The sequence below is a fragment of the Mycobacterium simulans genome, assembly GCF_900232995.1.
Classification (GTDB): Bacteria; Actinomycetota; Actinomycetes; order Mycobacteriales; family Mycobacteriaceae; genus Mycobacterium; species Mycobacterium simulans.
In genome coordinates this window covers 2,925,991-2,941,356 of record NZ_OCVX01000003.1, presented here as the reverse complement: position 1 = coordinate 2,941,356, position 15,366 = coordinate 2,925,991, and the positions used below count along the sequence as shown (strand labels likewise).

Here is a 15,366-nt window from a genome sequence, read left to right as displayed (position 1 = left end):
CGACGGGCCATCGGGCCATCGGGCCATCGGGCCATCGGGCCATCGGGCCATCGGGCCATCGGGCCGGGCCCGTACTCCTCCCTTCAACTCGGTTGCGTCGCAATGCCGTCTCGTAATACGTGTTTCATTGCACGCCAATATGTTTCATGCCATTCCCCAAGTTCGCTCGACGCCTGAGCTACTCGACCTGACTGCTCGCGGAGCTCAGGCCGCGCGAGGATTACTTTTTCGAATGCAGCAACTATCGCTTGCGTTATCTCGATATATTCCGCGCGATTGCAGGCATAGATAGCGGGGGTCGCGATACGGCGAAGATAGGACGTCGAACTTACGTCGGCGTAAACCTCGCATTTTCCCTCGCGCGGCAGAGGGCACAATTTAGGCTCATTTTTCCGTGACACACATCAACTAACTGCGCAGCCCGCAATAAGTCGAAGGGGAGATGGACCAATGTCGTTCTTACTCGCGGAGCCGGACCTGGTGACGGCGGCGGCCGGCAATTTGGCCGGTATTCGCTCGGCGCTGAGCGAAGCCGCTGCCGCAGCATCGACCCCCACGACCGGGCTGGCGGTGGCGGCCGGCGATGAGGTGTCGGCAGCCATCGCGCGACTGTTCGGCGTGTACGGCCAGCAATTTCAAGCGCTCAACGCCCAGGCGATGGCTTTTCACGGCGATTTCGTGAGTTTGTTGAACGGCGGCGCGGCGGCCTATGCCGCCGCCGAGGCCGCCAACGCTTCGCCGATGCAGGCCCTGGCCGCCGCGGTAAATGCGCCCGCCGAGTCGCTGCTGGGGCGCCCGCTGATCGGCAACGGCGCCGACGGGCAGGCAGGTACCGGGTCGAATCCCGGCGGAAACGGCCAGCCCGGTGGAATTTTGTACGGCAACGGTGGGGCTGGCGGGGCCGGCGGACCCGACGGCGGGGCCGGCGGCAGCGGCGGGTCCGCCGGGTTAATCGGCAACGGCGGGGCCGGCGGTTCGGGGGGCACCGGTGCGGCCGGCGGCGCCGGCGGTATGGGCGGACTGTTGTACGGCAACGGCGGAGCCGGTGGTAACGGAAACGGTGCCGGGGCCGGAGGGGCCGGCGGCAACGCTGTGTTCTTCGGCAACGGAGGGAACGGTGGCAGCGGACCTACGGGCGGTACCCCCGGACATGCTGGGCTGGTATCCGGCAACGGCGGGAATGCAGGAGCCGGATCTGGGCTGGCCGGCGCGGACGCGGGGTTGTTCGGTAACGGAGGCGCCGGTGGTTCCAGCGCCACAAAGGCTGGCGGCGCCGGCGGAAATGCCCTCTTCGGCAATGGCGGGAACGGCGGTAACGCCGGCGTGGCCGAGATTTCGGATCCCCTCGCTAGCACGGCCGGCGGAGCCGGCGGAAATACCCTTGTCGGGAACGGCGGTGCCGGCGGTGCCGGTGGCGTGAACTTCATCGGTGCCGGCTCGGCCGGCGGAGCCGGTGGCAGCGTTGGACTGTGGGGCTTCGGTGGTGCCGGCGGTGCCGGCCATGCCGGCACGACAGTTGCCTCCATCGGCATGAACGCCGGCGGCGGTGGCCGGGGCGGCAACGGTGGGCTGCTGTTCGGCGGCGGCGGTGCCGGTGGCGCCGGTGGCACAGGTGCGGATACTTCGTTTATTGGAGTCAGCGCCGGTGCCGGCGGTAGCGGGGGTGCGGGCGGCAACGCCAGCTTGTTCGGCAACGGTGGGGCCGGTGGTGCCGGTGGCGCTGGTGGTGCTGCCGGTCTCACCGCCGCCGCCGGCGGTGCCGGTGGGGCCGGCGGTCAGGGTGGTGCCTCCGGGCTGTGGTACGGCGACGGCGGGTCCGGCGGGGCGGGCGGCAACGGCGGAACGGCAGCAGGGAGTGCGTTGGCCGGGGGTAACGCCGGCGCTGGGGGCGCCGGCGGAAACGGCGCCAACGCGTCCTTCATTGGCAACGGTGGGGCCGGCGGTGCTGGCGGTGTTGGCGGCGCCAGCACCCTAAGCATTGGCGCCGGTAAGGCCGGTACCGGCGGGGCGTCAACTGTCGCGTTCACCGGCGACGGCGGTGCGGGCGGTGCTGCCGGAAATGGCGGCAACGCCGGAGTGGTGTACGGGACCGGTGGGAACGGTGGAGCCGGCGGGGGCGGCGGCGCCACCAGCGCCGAACTTAGCGGTAAAGGCGGGGCCGGTGCCAACGGAGGTACCGGAGGCAATGCGACGTTGATTGGTGACGGTGGTAACGGCGGACCCGGCGGCACTGGCGGCACCGGCATAACGGTCGGAGCCAACGGGAACGGCGGTGCAGGTGGCACCGGCGGTGTGTTGTTTGGCAAGGGCGGCACGGTTGGTCCGCCTGGAGCCGCCGCGGTGGCTGCGGCCAGCTTGAGTGCCAGCCTTCCCATCGTCGGACCCTACGAAGACCTGATCACCAACACGATCACCAACCTGCAGAGCATCGGCAATGGCGTGCTTGCAAACCCGGCGCCATTCCTATCGCAGTTCCTCGCCAACCAGTTCGGCTACGGTCAGCTGACCCTGACGGCGTTGACGAATGCCACCAGGGACTTCGCCATCGGGCTGGCTGGTATTCCGCCGAGCCTGCAATCGGCCTTCCAAGCCCTCGCCGCGGGCAACGTCAGCGCCGCGGTGAGCGACGTGTTGCGGGCGGTGGTCAACGTCTTCGTCAGCGGTCTAGACACCAGTGACTTCTCGGACATCCTGCTGCTCGGTCCCGTGGGAGACCTGCTGCCCATCGCGAGCATCCCCGGAGCCATGTCGCAGAACTTCACCAATGTGGTCACGACGCTCACGAGCACCAACCTCGCCTTCACGATCACGCTTGATCCTCCTGGCGGGGTGATGACCTTTGGATTGCCGCTGGCGATGACCCTTAATGCAGTGGGTTCGCCGGTCACCACGGCGATGGCGTTTGGACAAAGCACGACAGCGTTTATCGGTGCTGTGCAGGCCGGAAACCTTCCGGCGGCAGCGAGCGCCCTGGTCGGTGCTCCCGCCAACATCGCCAACGGCTTCCTCAATGGTGAGGGCACGATCCCGCTGGCGCTGCCGCCGTCGTCGACGGGGGGAATTCCGGTGACCGTCAACATTCCAGTCGGAGGCATTCTCTCGCCGCTGCGGCCCTTGACGGCGACGATTGATTTACCGCCATCTCTCGGTGGCCCGGTTACCCTGACGCTCGGCGGAACGCCTGCCGGCGGCATCGTGCCCGCACTGCTGAGCTACGCGCCGGGACAGCTCGCGAAGGCAATCGGCGGTTAGTCGCGGCCACCCTCGTACGTCACACATCTGCACGCCGTCTCGTCTCACACGTGAAGACGAAAAGCTGATAGCTAAGGACGGCCATCATGAATCCCACAGGAACCGCGGCGCGCCGGTACGTGACCACGGTGACGGCGCTGATCGGACTGCTGACCATTGGGATCGGGATTTGGTGTCTGATCGATCCCCGCTCGTTCGCCGAATTCGTCGGATTCGCCGAACATGAGCACTTTCTGCATGACGTCGGCGCCTTCCAGCTGGGTCTCGGCGCGACGCTGCTGCTTGCGCTGATCTGGTCAGATGCGTTGGCCACGGTGATCGCCGGATTCTTCCTGGCCAACACGGTCCACACCGTCAACCATGTGGTGGACCTGCACCTTGGCGGTTCGCCTGCCCAAGCGTGGCTGCTCGGCGTGGCGTCGGTGGCACTTGCCGTCGCCTTCGTAATGCGGTTGCGTCAGCTCGGCTACGTCTTGGGCAACGTCAGTTGCGCCACCGATCCGGCACTAGCCCGATTCGTGCGCCAGAAGACCATCAGGCTCACGACATTTCGCAAGGACGGAACGGCCGGAACAAGCCCCGTCAGCATCGTGGTGGACGGCGATCGCGCGTATTTCCGTAGTTTCGAGCAAGCCGTCAATGTGCGCCGGATTCGACACAACCCAAACGTCGAATTCGGCCCAGCGACCATGTCGGGCAACGCAACCGGCGACATGCAACCCGGTCGGGTGCGGTTGCTCGACGGCGTCGACTACCAGAAGGCGAAGCGCCTCCTGCGGCGCAAGTACCCCCTGCTTCACGGCGTGCTTGTCCCGACTGCGCACCGCCTCGGACGGTCCAAGTATGGCCACACGGTGCACGCCGAATTGATCCCCCTCGCGTCGGCCCAACACTGATCACCCGCGCCGGTTGGCGCCGAATAGGTAGACCAGCTCTCGGCGTAGCTGCGATGCATGAGTCGTCTATGAATAGCCCGCAACACCCGATTCCGCATGCGAGTTTGCTGATAGCTTTCGCGCGAGTTGCCGCGAAGGCAGGAAAACCACCATGTAAGGGCGGACGGCATGAGGTGCAAAACGTTGGTCGCGGCAACTGCGGTCTTTGCTGGCGTGGGATCGTGCGCAACGGCACCACTAGCGAGGGCTGAAGTCTCGGCGATGGACGGTGTCTACACCTACGCGGACGAGGACGGCGTCGTAGCTACGTGGGCCATCAACACGACGTGCACGCCACGCTGCGTCGCTCATGTGACGACCGCGCCAGGTCAGGGTTTTGATGCCCCGCTGGTGGATGGCCGTTACTTCGTTACGCGGACGGTCCCGGAGGGGGCGATATGTCCGGCGCACATACCCGGGGACGGCGGCAGCCCGCATGATGCCAGCCAGCATCCGGTTACGGTCAATCAATGGTGGGATCCGATAACGCTTACCGGCGAGGTGGACTTCTTGGAGAGTCCCGCGCCCTGCGGTCTCGGTGACTGGCATGACCGATTTACCCTCACGAGAGTCGGCTAGCGCCGGTTAAGCGGCCAGGCCCGGGGCGGCCGACAGACGGAACGCCGAACGCATCTCCTTGACTGAATCGGCCGCACCGTCGAATTTCACCCGACGCAACGCGGCCTTGCGCTCGGCCGCGGTCGAGGCAAGCCGGGCAGCGATGAGATCCGCGGCGGTCGCGGTCACCGTCACGTCGGGCGAGCCCTGCGCCGCGGTCAGGCCACCGTCGTGTACCGCGAATTCGAAACGGCGATCGTCGATATCGACGCGGTAGGACGCGCTTAGCCGCGCGCTGCGATCGAACGCCAACAGGACGCCGGCGAGGAAGCCGTTCAGCGGCGTAATCGCGGTCTCGTCCGGGTCGACCAGGTCCAACCCGAACGTGGCGATCGCCTGGATGACGGGCGGGACCTTGCGCCAGCCCGTCGCACTGAGTGTGTATACGGTGCGCGCGATCGGCGGCGGTAACTCGGTGCGGTCGACGAGCCCCACCTCTTCCAGCTCTCGTAACCGGTCGGCCAACAGGTTGGTGGCGATCCCGGGCAGCGCGGCGCGCAGGTCGGCGTAGCGTCGCGCACCGCCGATCAACTCGCGCAGGATCAACAGCGTCCACCGCTCCCCGAGCACATCGAGCCCACGCGCGATCGGGCAGTTCTGCTGGTAGTTTCGCCGGGCTGACACACCAGAAACTATACCATAGGGAAAACAATCAGGAATATATGGTTGAATTTTTTGTCTATAAGATTTATGTTTCTATCCATGCGTACACCAGCCTTCAAGAACCACCCGGTCGCCGCACTTGTCGTCATCTGCCTCAGCGTCTTTGTCATCAGCGTCGACGCCACCATCGTCAACGTCGCGCTGCCCACGTTGTCCCGCGAGCTCAACGCCGATACTTCGCAGCTGCAATGGATCGTCGACGCATACACCCTCGTCATGTCCGGCCTACTGCTGTCGGCCGGCAGCCTGAGCGACCGATACGGCCGCCGCGGCTGGCTCAGTGGCGGACTCACCCTGTTCGCGATTACGTCTGCCGTTGCGGCGCAGGTGAACTCGGCGAACACACTGATCGCCGGGCGCGCTGCGATGGGCGTCGGCGCAGCCGTGATCTTCCCGACGACTCTAGGCCTGATCACAAACATCTTCACCGACCCGGTTAAGCGGGCGAAGGCGATCGGCGTGTGGGCCGCTATGGTCGGCGTCGGCGTCGCTGCCGGGCCGATGACCGGCGGCTGGCTGCTCGAACACTACTGGTGGGGTGCGATCTTCCTAGTGAACGTCCCGGTCGCCGCGGTAGCGATAGCCGGGGGCATCCTGTTCGTCCCAACGTCACGCGACCCCGCGGCCCCGCCCGTCGACGTGCCCGGGTTGATTCTTTCCGCGATCGGGGTCACCGCCGTGGTCTACACGGTTATCGAGGCACCGAACTGGGGATGGGCCAGCATCCGGACCGCGGCAGGCTTCGCCGTCGGCGCGGTCGTGCTCACCGCATTCGCGCTGTGGGAACGGCGCATTAGCCACCCGATGCTCGACGTGTCGGTGTTCGCCAACCGCCGGTTCTCCGGCGGCAGCTTGGCCGTCACCGCGGGCTTCCTGACGCTGTTCGGCTTCATCTTCGTCATAACCCAATACTTCCAATTCATTAAGGCCTACAGCGCATTCGAGACCGGAGTGCGACTGCTACCGGTCGCTGCATCAATCGCGGTCGGCAGCGTCGCAGGACCCCGGATCGTCGAGAAGATCGGCAGCACGGCGGTGATCGCAGGCGGCCTGGCGACCTTCGCGGCGGGGTTGGCCTGGGCGTCCACCGCCGACGCGGCCACCCCGTACCTGCAGATCGCGATGCAGATGGTGCTCCTCGGTGGTGGTCTGGGGTTCACGTTTTCACCAGCTACCGATGCAATCATGGGCTCACTGAGTGCCGACAAGGCCGGTGTTGGATCCGCCGTCAACGACACCACCCGTGAACTGGGCGGTACCCTCGGCGTCGCGATCGTGGGCAGCGTCTTCGCGTCCGTGTATACGACGCGGCTCGCCGCGAACTCGACGATCTCAGCGTTACCTGTCGAACTGCGATCCACCATGCAGGATTCGATGGCCGCGGCCGAGCAGGTTATCAGGCAGCTGCCCGCGGGTTTGGTCGCCGACGTTCGCAATGCGGTCAACACTGCATTTCTCGACGGGCTGCAGGTCGGATCGTTGGTCTGCGCCGGTCTCGCGCTGGGCGCGGCCGCCGTCGTCGCCGTGATTCTTCCGGCGCGGGCGCGCCAAACAGCACCCGTCACAGCCGAAATCGAAATCGACGCATCAGAGAAGGTCCCCGCATGAGTGCGCGGCGGTTTCGTCGACAAGAGCAAACTGACCGAGGACTTCCTCGTCGAACTCCGGAAAAGCGGTAGCCGCAAGGGGTATTCAAGGGTGTCTCGAGCGAACTATTGCAGCCTCAAGGGATTTCAAAGTGCACGAGACCGCTACCCCGAAGTCAGCGTGCCGGTCACACTGGTGAACGACGTGGCACGGATCCTGCTGCAGGCGCGGTGATAAGCCACCCTAAAGCCCCTGGCGTGCGAGCCAGCCATCCATTCTTTCGGCCACCGCCGGCCATCCCGGCTCAAGCATCATGTCGTGGCCAATGTCGGGGAAGATCTGCGCCGAGGCGCCGTAAACCGCAGCGGTGCGGCGAATTTGGCGCTGGGAGACGATGACGTCGTCCTCGGCTCCGAGCACCAGCATCGGGACACGGTTGACGTGTTTGGTCTTCACCAGATCGAGGGCGAGCATGTCAAGGAAGGCCCGGTAGGACTCGTCTTGGACTCGCTGCTGATACGTGTTGACGTGCTTATCCGGTGTGGACGCGCAGATCAAGCATGCGCGTCCCTTCAACCCGCCCCTTATGGCGTGAGCCATCTTCTCAGGGGTGAGCATTGAAAGACTCAATTCGGCCGGTCCGCGCGGCTAGCTTGCCGAGGCAAAATATCCGCCAAGCGCCCGCGACCGGTGCATGCTTTATCCGTGACCGCAAGCAACCTGCTAAGGCGCCGGAGCGTCATACGGGACTACGTGCAGGGCGCAGTCTGGGTGCTGCCGACACTCGGCGTTGCGCTCGGGCTCGGGGCCGGCGCCATCCTGTCGATAATCCCCGTCAAGCCCGGCTCGCTGATCGAAAAGGTGATGTTTCAGGGCACCGCAGGCGACGCCCGCGGGGTGCTGATCGTGGTGTCGGCCACGATGATTACCACCATCGGCATCGTCTTCTCGCTAACGGTCCTGTCCCTACAAATCGCCTCGACCCAATTCTCGGTGCGGTTGCTGCGGACCTTCCTACGCGACGTGCCCAACCAGGTGGTGTTGGCGATCTTCGCCTGCACCTTCGCGTACAGCACCGGCGGCCTACACACCGTCGGGGAGCATGTCGACGGAGGCGCGTTCGTTCCGAAGGTCGCGGTCAGCGGATCGCTCGCCCTGGCGTTCGTCAGTATCGGCGCGCTGATCTACTTCCTGCATCACCTCATGCACTCGATCCAGATCGACGCGATCATGGAAAAGGTGCGTCAGCGCACGCTGGGGCTTATCGACGAACTGTATCCAGAACCGGATACGCCGGATCGACAACCGCAGACGCCGCCCACACCGCCGGTCGAAGCGAAGCCGTTGTTAGCACCGCAATCGGGCTATCTGCAAACCGTCAACGTCGACGACATCGCCGAAGTGGCGGCCGCCAGCAGGCACACGGTGCAGCTGGCTATCTTCGTCGGCGACTACATCACTGCCGGGTGTGTACTCGGTTGGTGCTGGCGCAGCGGCACCACACCGGCCGCACCTGAGTCCGGCTTTGCGCGACGCCACCTGCGACATATCCATATCGGGTTCGAACGCACCCTGCAGCAAGACGTTCGGTTCGGATTGCGGCAGCTGGTCGATATCGCGCTCCGGGCACTATCGCCCGCCATCAACGACCCGTACACGGCCATTCAAGTCGTCCACCATCTTTCGGCCGTGGAATCGGTGCTGGCGTCACGGGCGCTGCCCGACGACGTGCGCCGCGACATTGCCGGCGAGCTCCTCGTCTGGCTTCCCTACCCCAGCTTCGCTACGTACCTGCACGTCGGATGCGCACAGATCCGCCGCTACGGGTCGCGTGAACCGCTGGTGCTGGCTGCGCTGCTACAGCTGCTAAGCGCGGTTGCCCAGAACTGCGTCGACCCGGCGCGCCGCGTTGCGGTACAGACCGAAATCGCACTCGGGGTACGAGCGGCACAGCGCGAACTCACCGACGAATCGGACCGGGCCATGGTCGTCGGCGCCGCTGCACGGGCGACCGAGGTCGTCGAGCGGCCTGGGACGTTGGCGCCGCCACCGTCCGCGTTCGGCCAGGTGGCCGCCGCCAAGGCGGCGGTTTCGACAGTCGCGACCCCGGAACACAGCGGCCCCCGCTAGCGGCCGCCAGCTAGCAACTCGTCTCAAATCCGCCAAGAATTTGTTGAGAATCCGTCAAGGCACGCGGCTGAGTATTGGTCTACGCAATCCAGCGTCCACCACCAGTTCATAGCAGCACCGGAGACACCAATGTTCACTCGCCGATTCACCAGCAACTTTGCCCGCACCACCCTGACCGCCGGCGCTCTCGGCCTGGCCGTGCTCGGCTTCGCCGGCACCGCTGGCGCGAGCTCGGTCGATGACGCGTTCCTCGCTCAGCTCGCGGCGGACGGGATTACGCCGCCGAGCGCCACGCACGCCATAAGCGAAGCCCACACGGTCTGCAAAGCCCTCGACCAGGGACAATCGAGCACGCAGGTTATCAGCGGGGTGTCCAAAAGGACCGGTCTGAGCGCCAAGGGCGCCAAGACGTTCGCCGTCGACGCGGCATCGGCCTACTGCCCGCAGTACGTCAGCTCGAACTGACAGCGGCATCCACAGATGCGGGGACTCGTGACGGGTCCCCGCATCTGTCTGCGTCGCCAACGTCGTCGCGATCACGCCTTCGCTCAGTTCAACCGAAACTTGGTGGCGCCGAACGGTTCCGACGTGCCGAGCGCGAACACCGTCGACGGCTTCACGCGATAGACGAACCAAGGCGCTGGCCCGGCCGACGGGGCGCTGTATTCCGCCGTGAGCGCGTCGCCAGCGACCTCAGCGGGCCACCCATCGCGGGCGAAAGCCTCAGCGACCAAAGACAATTCGACAGCATCGGTGACACGTTCGGCGGCCCCTTCGACGACGAGGTCAAACGGATCTGTCGCGACGCTGACCACACACCGAGCGTCGCGAGCTAAATTGCGAGACTTCCGCGTCGCCGGGCCGGAAGTGAAGTACCAGCTGCCGCTGTGCCAAATCACCCCCACCGGCATCACATGCGGGCTGCCGTCGGAATTGATCGTCGTGAGCCACATCGTGTGGCGTTGCGGACCACCGGTGCCCGGCGCCTGGGTCAACTGACTGTCCAGCACGGCTTTTACGCGGGCCCACTCAATTGCCGGCGTACCGTATCCGTCCAGGTTCCGCTGCGTAATCGTCATACCGGTACTGACCAACGCCGATCCCAGAAGTCATCGCCGGCGCAGCAGGAACAGCCCGTAGGCTGCGATCGACTGTGAGTCCACAATCACCCCTGAGCGAATCATCTGCTCGACGTCGTCACGCGAGAACCATGCACTGTGCATGTCCTGTTCCTCGTGCTCGCGATCGGATTCGCCCTCGGTGATTCCGGTGGCCAAGAACACCCAGCCACGCTGACTGGTCATTCCAGGAGCGGTGTCGAGCTGTCCGAGTAGCTCAAATGCCGTCGCGCGCAGTCCGGTTTCCTCACGCAGCTCACGCTTGGCAAGCTCGGACGGTTCGAGGTCCTCCAGGCCGGGTGCGGTGCCCTGCGGGAACTCCCAGCGCCGTGCGCCGATGGGATAGCGAAATTGCTCCACCAATCGGAATCGTTGCCCGTCATACGGCATCACCAGCGCGAACGTCGGCTTGTCCACCACGGCGTAGATGCCGGGGCTGCCGTCAGGGCGGCGGATGTCGTCCTCGCGGACCACCATCCACGGGTTTCGGTATATCTCGCGGGAGGCAAGGCGTTCGATGAAAGGCACCCTAACAGTGTGGGCCAGTAGGACGAAGGAGCTGAGGACATGGGGCTGAGGTTCGACGAGATCTGTATCGACGCAGCGAATCCGACCACGTTGGGAAAGTGGTGGTCGCAGGTGCTGGGGTGGCCGCACGATGTCGACGAGGACGGTGACGTTCGATTGACCCCACCACCCGGCACCAGCCCGAACTGGCTGTTCCTGCGGGTCGACGACAGGCGAATCATCAAGAACCGCATCCACTTCGACTTCCGGCCGGACGACCAGCATGCCGAGGTCGAGCGGCTGCTAAAGCTCGGCGCGCACCACGTCGACATCGGCCAAGGAGAGCAGAGCTGGGTCGTGCTCGCCGACCCCGAAGGCAACGAATTCTGCGTGCTCGCCGCGGACTAGTCGGCCATAGCACTGTTGATCACTGTTGCCCGCGCCAGCGCAGCACGTCCAACGCAACAGCCACCGTGACGCTGCATTCTTCCAATGGCCGGGGCAACAGTCGGTCGGCACGGTGCAGCCGCCTGAACAACGTGTTGCGATGGGTGAAGAGGCGAGTCGCGGCCCGAGAGGCGTTGCACTGCTCGTTGACGAATGTCCGGACGGTGTCGTGTAATTCGGCGTCGGCGTGTTCGAACTCGCCGAGCGTGTGGTGAACGAACTCGGCCGCGCGATCGGTGTCGGCGGTAATGATCGCGGTCAGTTCAACATCGGTGAAGAGTGCAATGCGTTGCGGTGAGTGCAACCGCGCCATCATGTGTTGGGTGCTGACGGCGTCGAAATGGCTGCGTCGAAACCCGTCAATGCCGTTGGCGGTTGGTCCGATAGCGACTCGGATGTCGGCCATGGAGTCGATCGCATCGTGCAGTGCATCGATGTTTATCTGGTCGCCGGTCTTGCTGCCGGGCACCCAGACCCACCGGGTGGCCGTGCTGGCCAGCACGGTCAACGGCCGAGCACCGGCCGCCTGACCAAACGCCTCGGCGACCTTGTCCAGACGGGCCAGATCACCCGCCGGAGCGTCACTCCAGATGACGGCCGCGGTATGTGCGCCGGTCAATGCGTAACCGAGTCGGCCCTCGGCGCGGCTCCTTGGTATGGGCGCGCCCTGCAGGATCAGCGTGACCGTTTCGCGTCGTTCGGCGTGGGTACCACCGGTGAGTTCGTCATGCTCCACTTCGATCTGGCCAGCGATGAAAGCCAGCGTCGCGTCGACAAACGCGCTCGTCGACCGGGAGCACACGTCGAGAAGTTCGTGCAGTTCGGATGGATCCGAGGTCAACTCGAACGCGATTTCCATGAAGCGTCGCCAGGCCACCCCCTCGCCCACGCGATAGGCATCCAGCGAGTAGGCGTTGAGTCCCCGGCGCACCAGCTCACGCGCGATGTTTATCGGCTCGGGGCCAGTGTTCGCCGCTACCGGGGCGCCCGGGTCGCGCACGTTGGCGGTTGCCCAGAAGTAAAGGTTGGCTCGGTTACTACGGCTCACCGCCGCGGCCAGTTCCGGATCCGCCGCGATGGCGGGACTGGCGGCAAGAACCGCGCGATCGAGTTCCTCGAGCCACTCGGGCCGCGCGCCGACAACGATCTGAGCGCATTGCCGGATCAGCTCCTGACACCGAGGTGATGGCCGCTTCCACGTCACCAAACGACCCTAGTTTGCATGGTGCATAATGCACCACAATCTGACGATATTGAGTCATTTTGCGCTATTGCGGCGGTTCGTGCGTCGGGACGATTGGTGCATCGAGTTCGGCCCCACCACCAAAGGAGTTGGTCATGGAGCGCACCACAGGCAGCGCTGACGTCCACGTCGAGAACGTCGACGTTCTGATCGTCGGCGCCGGTATCTCCGGCATCGGTGCCGCCTATTACCTGCAGAAACACCACCCCGGCCGGACCTACGCGATCCTCGAGGCACGCGGCGCCACCGGCGGCACGTGGGACCTGTTTCGCTACCCCGGCATCCGGTCGGACTCCGACCTGCACACCTTCGGCTACGAGTTCAAGCCGTGGCGCGACGATCACGCGATCGCCACTGCCGACAAGATCCTGAGCTACCTGCGCCGGACCGCCGCCGAGAACGGCATCGAGGAGAAGATCCGCTTCCACCACAAGGTGCTCGGCGCAAGGTGGTCCAGCACCGAAGCACGCTGGACGGTAGACGTGGAGAACGTCCAGGCCGGGCAGTTGGTGCAATTCAGCGCCAACTGGATCTTTATGGCAGGCGGGTACTACCGCTACGACCGGGGCTTCACCCCCGAGTTCAAAGGCCGTCACCGATTCGAAGGCCAGATCGTGCACCCGCAGCACTGGCCCGAGGACCTCGACTACACGGGCAAGAAAATCGTCATCATCGGAAGCGGCGCGACCGCGGTAACCCTGGTGCCCGCAATGGCCGGCACGGCCGCGCACGTGACGATGCTGCAGCGCTCGCCGACGTACATCCTGACGGTGCCGTCGCAAGACGTCTTCGCCAACACCGCCAAGAAGATACTCGGTGATAAGCGCGGTTACGCCCTCTCACGGCGCAAGAACATCTTCAGGCAGCGCGTCGTATATCAGTTCTGCCAGACTTTCCCGGGCACGGCCAGGAAGGTGATCCGTCACCTCAACGCCAAGCAGTTACCCGCCGGCTTTCCCGTCGACGAACACTTCAACCCGACCTACAACCCGTGGGATCAACGGCTGTGCGCGGTGCCCGATGGCGACCTGTTCAAGGCCATCGCCGACGGCAGCGCCTCGGTGGTGACCGACCGCATCGCGACGTTCACCGAGACCGGGATCGAGCTGGAGTCGGGCAAGCACCTAGACGCCGACATCATCGTCACCGCAACGGGTTTGAACATCCAGATGTTCGGCGGGGTGTCGTTGAGCGTGGACGGCGACCCGGTCGACTTGGCAAAGACGTTCGCGTACAAGGGCATGATGCTTTCGGGTGTGCCGAACTTCGCGTTCGCGGTCGGCTACACGAACTCGTCGTGGACGCTCAAGGTTGGGCTGCTGTGTGAACACTTCTGCCGGCTGCTGAGCCATATGGACGCCAACGGTTACGACATTGCGCGGCCCGAGGTCGACGACCCGGAGATGGCGGCGACCCGGCCGCTGCTGGACCTCTCCGCCGGATACGTCCAGCGTGCGTTGCACCTGATGCCCAAGCAGGGCGACGTCGCACCGTGGATGATGTCATCGAGCTACTACAGCGATGTCAAGCTGCTGCGCGGCGACTCCGTGGCAGACCCCCACCTGCGGTTCGCTGCGTCCGCGCAGAACTACGCCGGCGTTTCCGCGGCCCTTTTCACGCGCCGCAGCGTCTCCTCGATGCCTCGGTTTACCTGGCGTCCGCGCGGGATAACCGCTTCGGCCAGTCTGTTGGGTATTGAGCACCACAGGAACTCGAAGGACTCGGTGAGCAATGTTCCCGTCGAGGACGGCTCCAACGTGTAGCGCCAACGTGTTTCTTGACGACCGGCCCCGTCGTTGACTGTGGTGAAGCCGAACTCGCGTCCCCGGTCGGCGGTATCGACCACCGCAGTTCTTTCCCAGCGGAGCCGGCCAAGCCGGTTGTACCCGCGAAACCGCGCGCCCGGGACCGCCGCGGTTGCGCCGTCCAGCCACTCGCATCGGTAACACTCCGGACTCCATTCGCCCATCCGGGTCACGTCGGCGATGAGGTCGTACACGAGTTCCGGGGGCGCAGCGATGTCGACACTGCTCTGGCCGCGCCGGGCTGTGGGCATGGCCCAAGTATTCCATTGGCACAATTCCTGGTTATGCCGGACAAGCGAGACGCGTGACCATGCGCGACCACATCGTCGTCAGCGGTGACGACGCGTTGGCGACAACGATCGTCGAGGAACTGAAGACCGCGGGCGCCAACATCGTCAAGCTCTCCGGCGACGACCTCGCCGACGTCGACCTCGGTCACGCGGTCGCCATCATCTGCGCCGGCGATGACGACGACCAAACCTCGAAATCGCGCTGCTGGCAAGGAAAGCCAACTCGGACGTCCGTGTGGTTGCCCGACTGGCCAACGATGTGTTGCGCGAAGCGATGGCCGCCGGCAACGGTCCCGGCGCAATCCTCGACATCGCCGACCTAGCGGCGCCCTCGGTCGTGGAAGCATGTCTGGCGCGCACCGCGCATCCCCTCGAGCTGGCCGGCATCAAGTTCGTGGTCGCCGGCACCGAGGCACCGCATGATGCGACCCTGCGCGAGCTCTACGGCGACCTGGCACCGGTTGCGGTGATCCACGGTAAGAACTCGTCCTCCCCCGGCGAGTTGGTGGCATGTCCCGGACGAGATCGGCGGGGGCGGCCGCGCCCGCGGGTGCCCCCGGCGCGCCGGCAGCCGGCCCCGCCGCCGCCACCCCGGCCGCCGGTCCGGCGGAGGAGGGGGGGGTCCCCTTCGATGTCGGCGCCGCCCCCGTGGCCGCCAGTACCACCGCGGCCGCCTTGGCCGCGGGTGCCGGCGGGGCCGGCACCAATGCCGGCGTTACCCCCCGTGCCGCCGGCACCGCCACCGCCACCGCCACCGCCGATCATTGTGGG

At 65.4% G+C, this 15,366-nt stretch carries 13 protein-coding genes and 4 pseudogenes; 11 read left to right on the top strand and 6 right to left on the bottom strand.

The window, feature by feature from the left end; translation table 11 throughout:
* Positions 1 to 450: 450 nt before the first annotated feature.
* The 3 genes from MSIMFI_RS14165 to MSIMFI_RS14155 all read left to right on the top strand — a co-directional run bounded on the left by MSIMFI_RS14165 (position 451) and on the right by MSIMFI_RS14155 (position 4,766).
* Positions 451 to 3,252 carry a PE family protein gene (locus MSIMFI_RS14165; protein ID WP_191497670.1) on the top strand — a complete coding sequence of 934 codons (2,802 nt, stop codon included), beginning with the start codon at positions 451 to 453 and terminating at the stop codon, positions 3,250 to 3,252.
* 83 nt (positions 3,253 to 3,335) lie between these two features.
* Positions 3,336 to 4,148 (top strand): PPOX class F420-dependent oxidoreductase, encoded by an 813-nt coding sequence (locus tag MSIMFI_RS14160; protein ID WP_396820218.1) that lies wholly within the window; start codon positions 3,336 to 3,338, stop codon positions 4,146 to 4,148.
* Positions 4,149 to 4,409: 261 nt separating this feature from the next.
* A complete protein-coding gene (locus tag MSIMFI_RS14155) occupies positions 4,410 to 4,766 on the top strand; it encodes a hypothetical protein (RefSeq protein WP_186244126.1) in 357 nt (118 codons plus the stop codon).
* Between the two features lie 6 nt (positions 4,767 to 4,772).
* Here MSIMFI_RS14155 and MSIMFI_RS14150 read toward each other — a convergent pair whose 3' ends face one another.
* Entirely contained in the window at positions 4,773 to 5,429 is a 657-nt protein-coding gene (locus MSIMFI_RS14150; protein WP_191497668.1) for a winged helix-turn-helix transcriptional regulator, read from the bottom strand.
* Positions 5,430 to 5,507: 78 nt separating this feature from the next.
* On the opposite strand from MSIMFI_RS14150, the gene MSIMFI_RS14145 reads away from it, so the two are divergent.
* Complete coding sequence (locus MSIMFI_RS14145) at positions 5,508 to 7,076, top strand: DHA2 family efflux MFS transporter permease subunit (protein ID WP_191497667.1); 1,569 nt, start codon at positions 5,508 to 5,510, stop codon at positions 7,074 to 7,076.
* On the top strand, positions 7,077 to 7,289 hold the full coding sequence (locus tag MSIMFI_RS14140; RefSeq protein ID WP_191497666.1) for a hypothetical protein: 213 nt from the start codon (positions 7,077 to 7,079) through the stop codon (positions 7,287 to 7,289).
* Between the two features lie 9 nt (positions 7,290 to 7,298).
* Here the strand turns inward: MSIMFI_RS14140 and MSIMFI_RS14135 are convergent, their stop codons facing one another.
* Positions 7,299 to 7,673, bottom strand: a complete 375-nt coding sequence (locus MSIMFI_RS14135) for an alpha/beta hydrolase (protein ID WP_191497665.1) — start codon at positions 7,671 to 7,673, stop codon at positions 7,299 to 7,301.
* Between the two features lie 52 nt (positions 7,674 to 7,725).
* Between MSIMFI_RS14135 and MSIMFI_RS14130 the strand changes: the two are divergent.
* Positions 7,726 to 9,185, top strand: a pseudogene (locus MSIMFI_RS14130) (DUF2254 domain-containing protein); the annotation flags it as partial.
* Positions 9,186 to 9,314: 129 nt separating this feature from the next.
* Entirely contained in the window at positions 9,315 to 9,650 is a 336-nt protein-coding gene (locus MSIMFI_RS14125) for a DUF732 domain-containing protein (protein WP_191497664.1), read from the top strand.
* 83 nt (positions 9,651 to 9,733) lie between these two features.
* Here MSIMFI_RS14125 and MSIMFI_RS14120 read toward each other — a convergent pair whose 3' ends face one another.
* Both MSIMFI_RS14120 and MSIMFI_RS14115 read right to left on the bottom strand, forming a co-directional pair.
* On the bottom strand, positions 9,734 to 10,264 hold the full coding sequence (locus tag MSIMFI_RS14120) for a pyridoxamine 5'-phosphate oxidase family protein (RefSeq protein ID WP_191497663.1): 531 nt from the start codon (positions 10,262 to 10,264) through the stop codon (positions 9,734 to 9,736).
* 30 nt (positions 10,265 to 10,294) lie between these two features.
* Positions 10,295 to 10,780, bottom strand: coding sequence for an NUDIX domain-containing protein (locus tag MSIMFI_RS14115; protein WP_186245898.1), 486 nt, complete (start codon positions 10,778 to 10,780; stop codon positions 10,295 to 10,297).
* A 90-nt stretch (positions 10,781 to 10,870) separates the two neighbouring features.
* Here MSIMFI_RS14115 and MSIMFI_RS14110 point away from each other — a divergent pair, with 90 nt between their 5' ends.
* Positions 10,871 to 11,218: a VOC family protein gene (locus tag MSIMFI_RS14110; RefSeq protein WP_191497662.1), complete on the top strand. Its 348-nt coding sequence runs from the start codon at positions 10,871 to 10,873 to the stop codon at positions 11,216 to 11,218.
* Positions 11,219 to 11,237: 19 nt separating this feature from the next.
* Here the strand turns inward: MSIMFI_RS14110 and MSIMFI_RS14105 are convergent, their stop codons facing one another.
* A complete protein-coding gene (locus MSIMFI_RS14105) occupies positions 11,238 to 12,461 on the bottom strand; it encodes an Rv1453 family transcriptional regulator (protein WP_191497661.1) in 1,224 nt (407 codons plus the stop codon).
* A 134-nt stretch (positions 12,462 to 12,595) separates the two neighbouring features.
* On the opposite strand from MSIMFI_RS14105, the gene MSIMFI_RS14100 reads away from it, so the two are divergent.
* Positions 12,596 to 14,263, top strand: a complete 1,668-nt coding sequence (locus MSIMFI_RS14100; protein ID WP_191497660.1) for a flavin-containing monooxygenase — start codon at positions 12,596 to 12,598, stop codon at positions 14,261 to 14,263.
* On the opposite strand, the pseudogene MSIMFI_RS29660 reads toward MSIMFI_RS14100, so the two are convergent.
* Positions 14,161 to 14,556, bottom strand: a pseudogene (locus tag MSIMFI_RS29660) (SRPBCC family protein); the annotation flags it as partial. The gene MSIMFI_RS14100 and the pseudogene MSIMFI_RS29660 overlap by 103 nt on opposite strands.
* A 59-nt stretch (positions 14,557 to 14,615) precedes the next feature.
* Here MSIMFI_RS29660 and MSIMFI_RS14095 point away from each other — a divergent pair.
* Together MSIMFI_RS14095 and MSIMFI_RS14090 are read left to right on the top strand one after the other, a co-directional pair.
* Positions 14,616 to 15,133 (top strand): annotated as a pseudogene (locus tag MSIMFI_RS14095) (NAD-binding protein); the annotation flags it as partial.
* Positions 15,106 to 15,366: pseudogene (locus tag MSIMFI_RS14090) on the top strand (hypothetical protein); the annotation flags it as partial. The pseudogenes MSIMFI_RS14095 and MSIMFI_RS14090, both read left to right, overlap by 28 nt.

Bases quoted from the DNA above. Each gene is read 5' to 3' on its own strand.
- MSIMFI_RS14165 (WP_191497670.1), top strand. From the start codon at position 451: ATGTCGTTCTTACTCGCGGAGCCGGACCTGGTGACGGCGGCGGCCGGC.
- MSIMFI_RS14155 (WP_186244126.1), top strand. From the start codon at position 4,410: ATGGACGGTGTCTACACCTACGCGGACGAGGACGGCGTCGTAGCTACG.
- MSIMFI_RS14145 (WP_191497667.1), top strand. From the start codon at position 5,508: ATGCGTACACCAGCCTTCAAGAACCACCCGGTCGCCGCACTTGTCGTC.
- MSIMFI_RS14135 (WP_191497665.1), bottom strand. From the start codon at position 7,673: ATGCTCACCCCTGAGAAGATGGCTCACGCCATAAGGGGCGGGTTGAAG.
- MSIMFI_RS14125 (WP_191497664.1), top strand. From the start codon at position 9,315: ATGTTCACTCGCCGATTCACCAGCAACTTTGCCCGCACCACCCTGACC.
- MSIMFI_RS14120 (WP_191497663.1), bottom strand. From the start codon at position 10,264: ATGACGATTACGCAGCGGAACCTGGACGGATACGGTACGCCGGCAATT.
- MSIMFI_RS14115 (WP_186245898.1), bottom strand. From the start codon at position 10,780: ATGGTGGTCCGCGAGGACGACATCCGCCGCCCTGACGGCAGCCCCGGC.
- MSIMFI_RS14110 (WP_191497662.1), top strand. From the start codon at position 10,871: ATGGGGCTGAGGTTCGACGAGATCTGTATCGACGCAGCGAATCCGACC.
- MSIMFI_RS14100 (WP_191497660.1), top strand. From the start codon at position 12,596: ATGGAGCGCACCACAGGCAGCGCTGACGTCCACGTCGAGAACGTCGAC.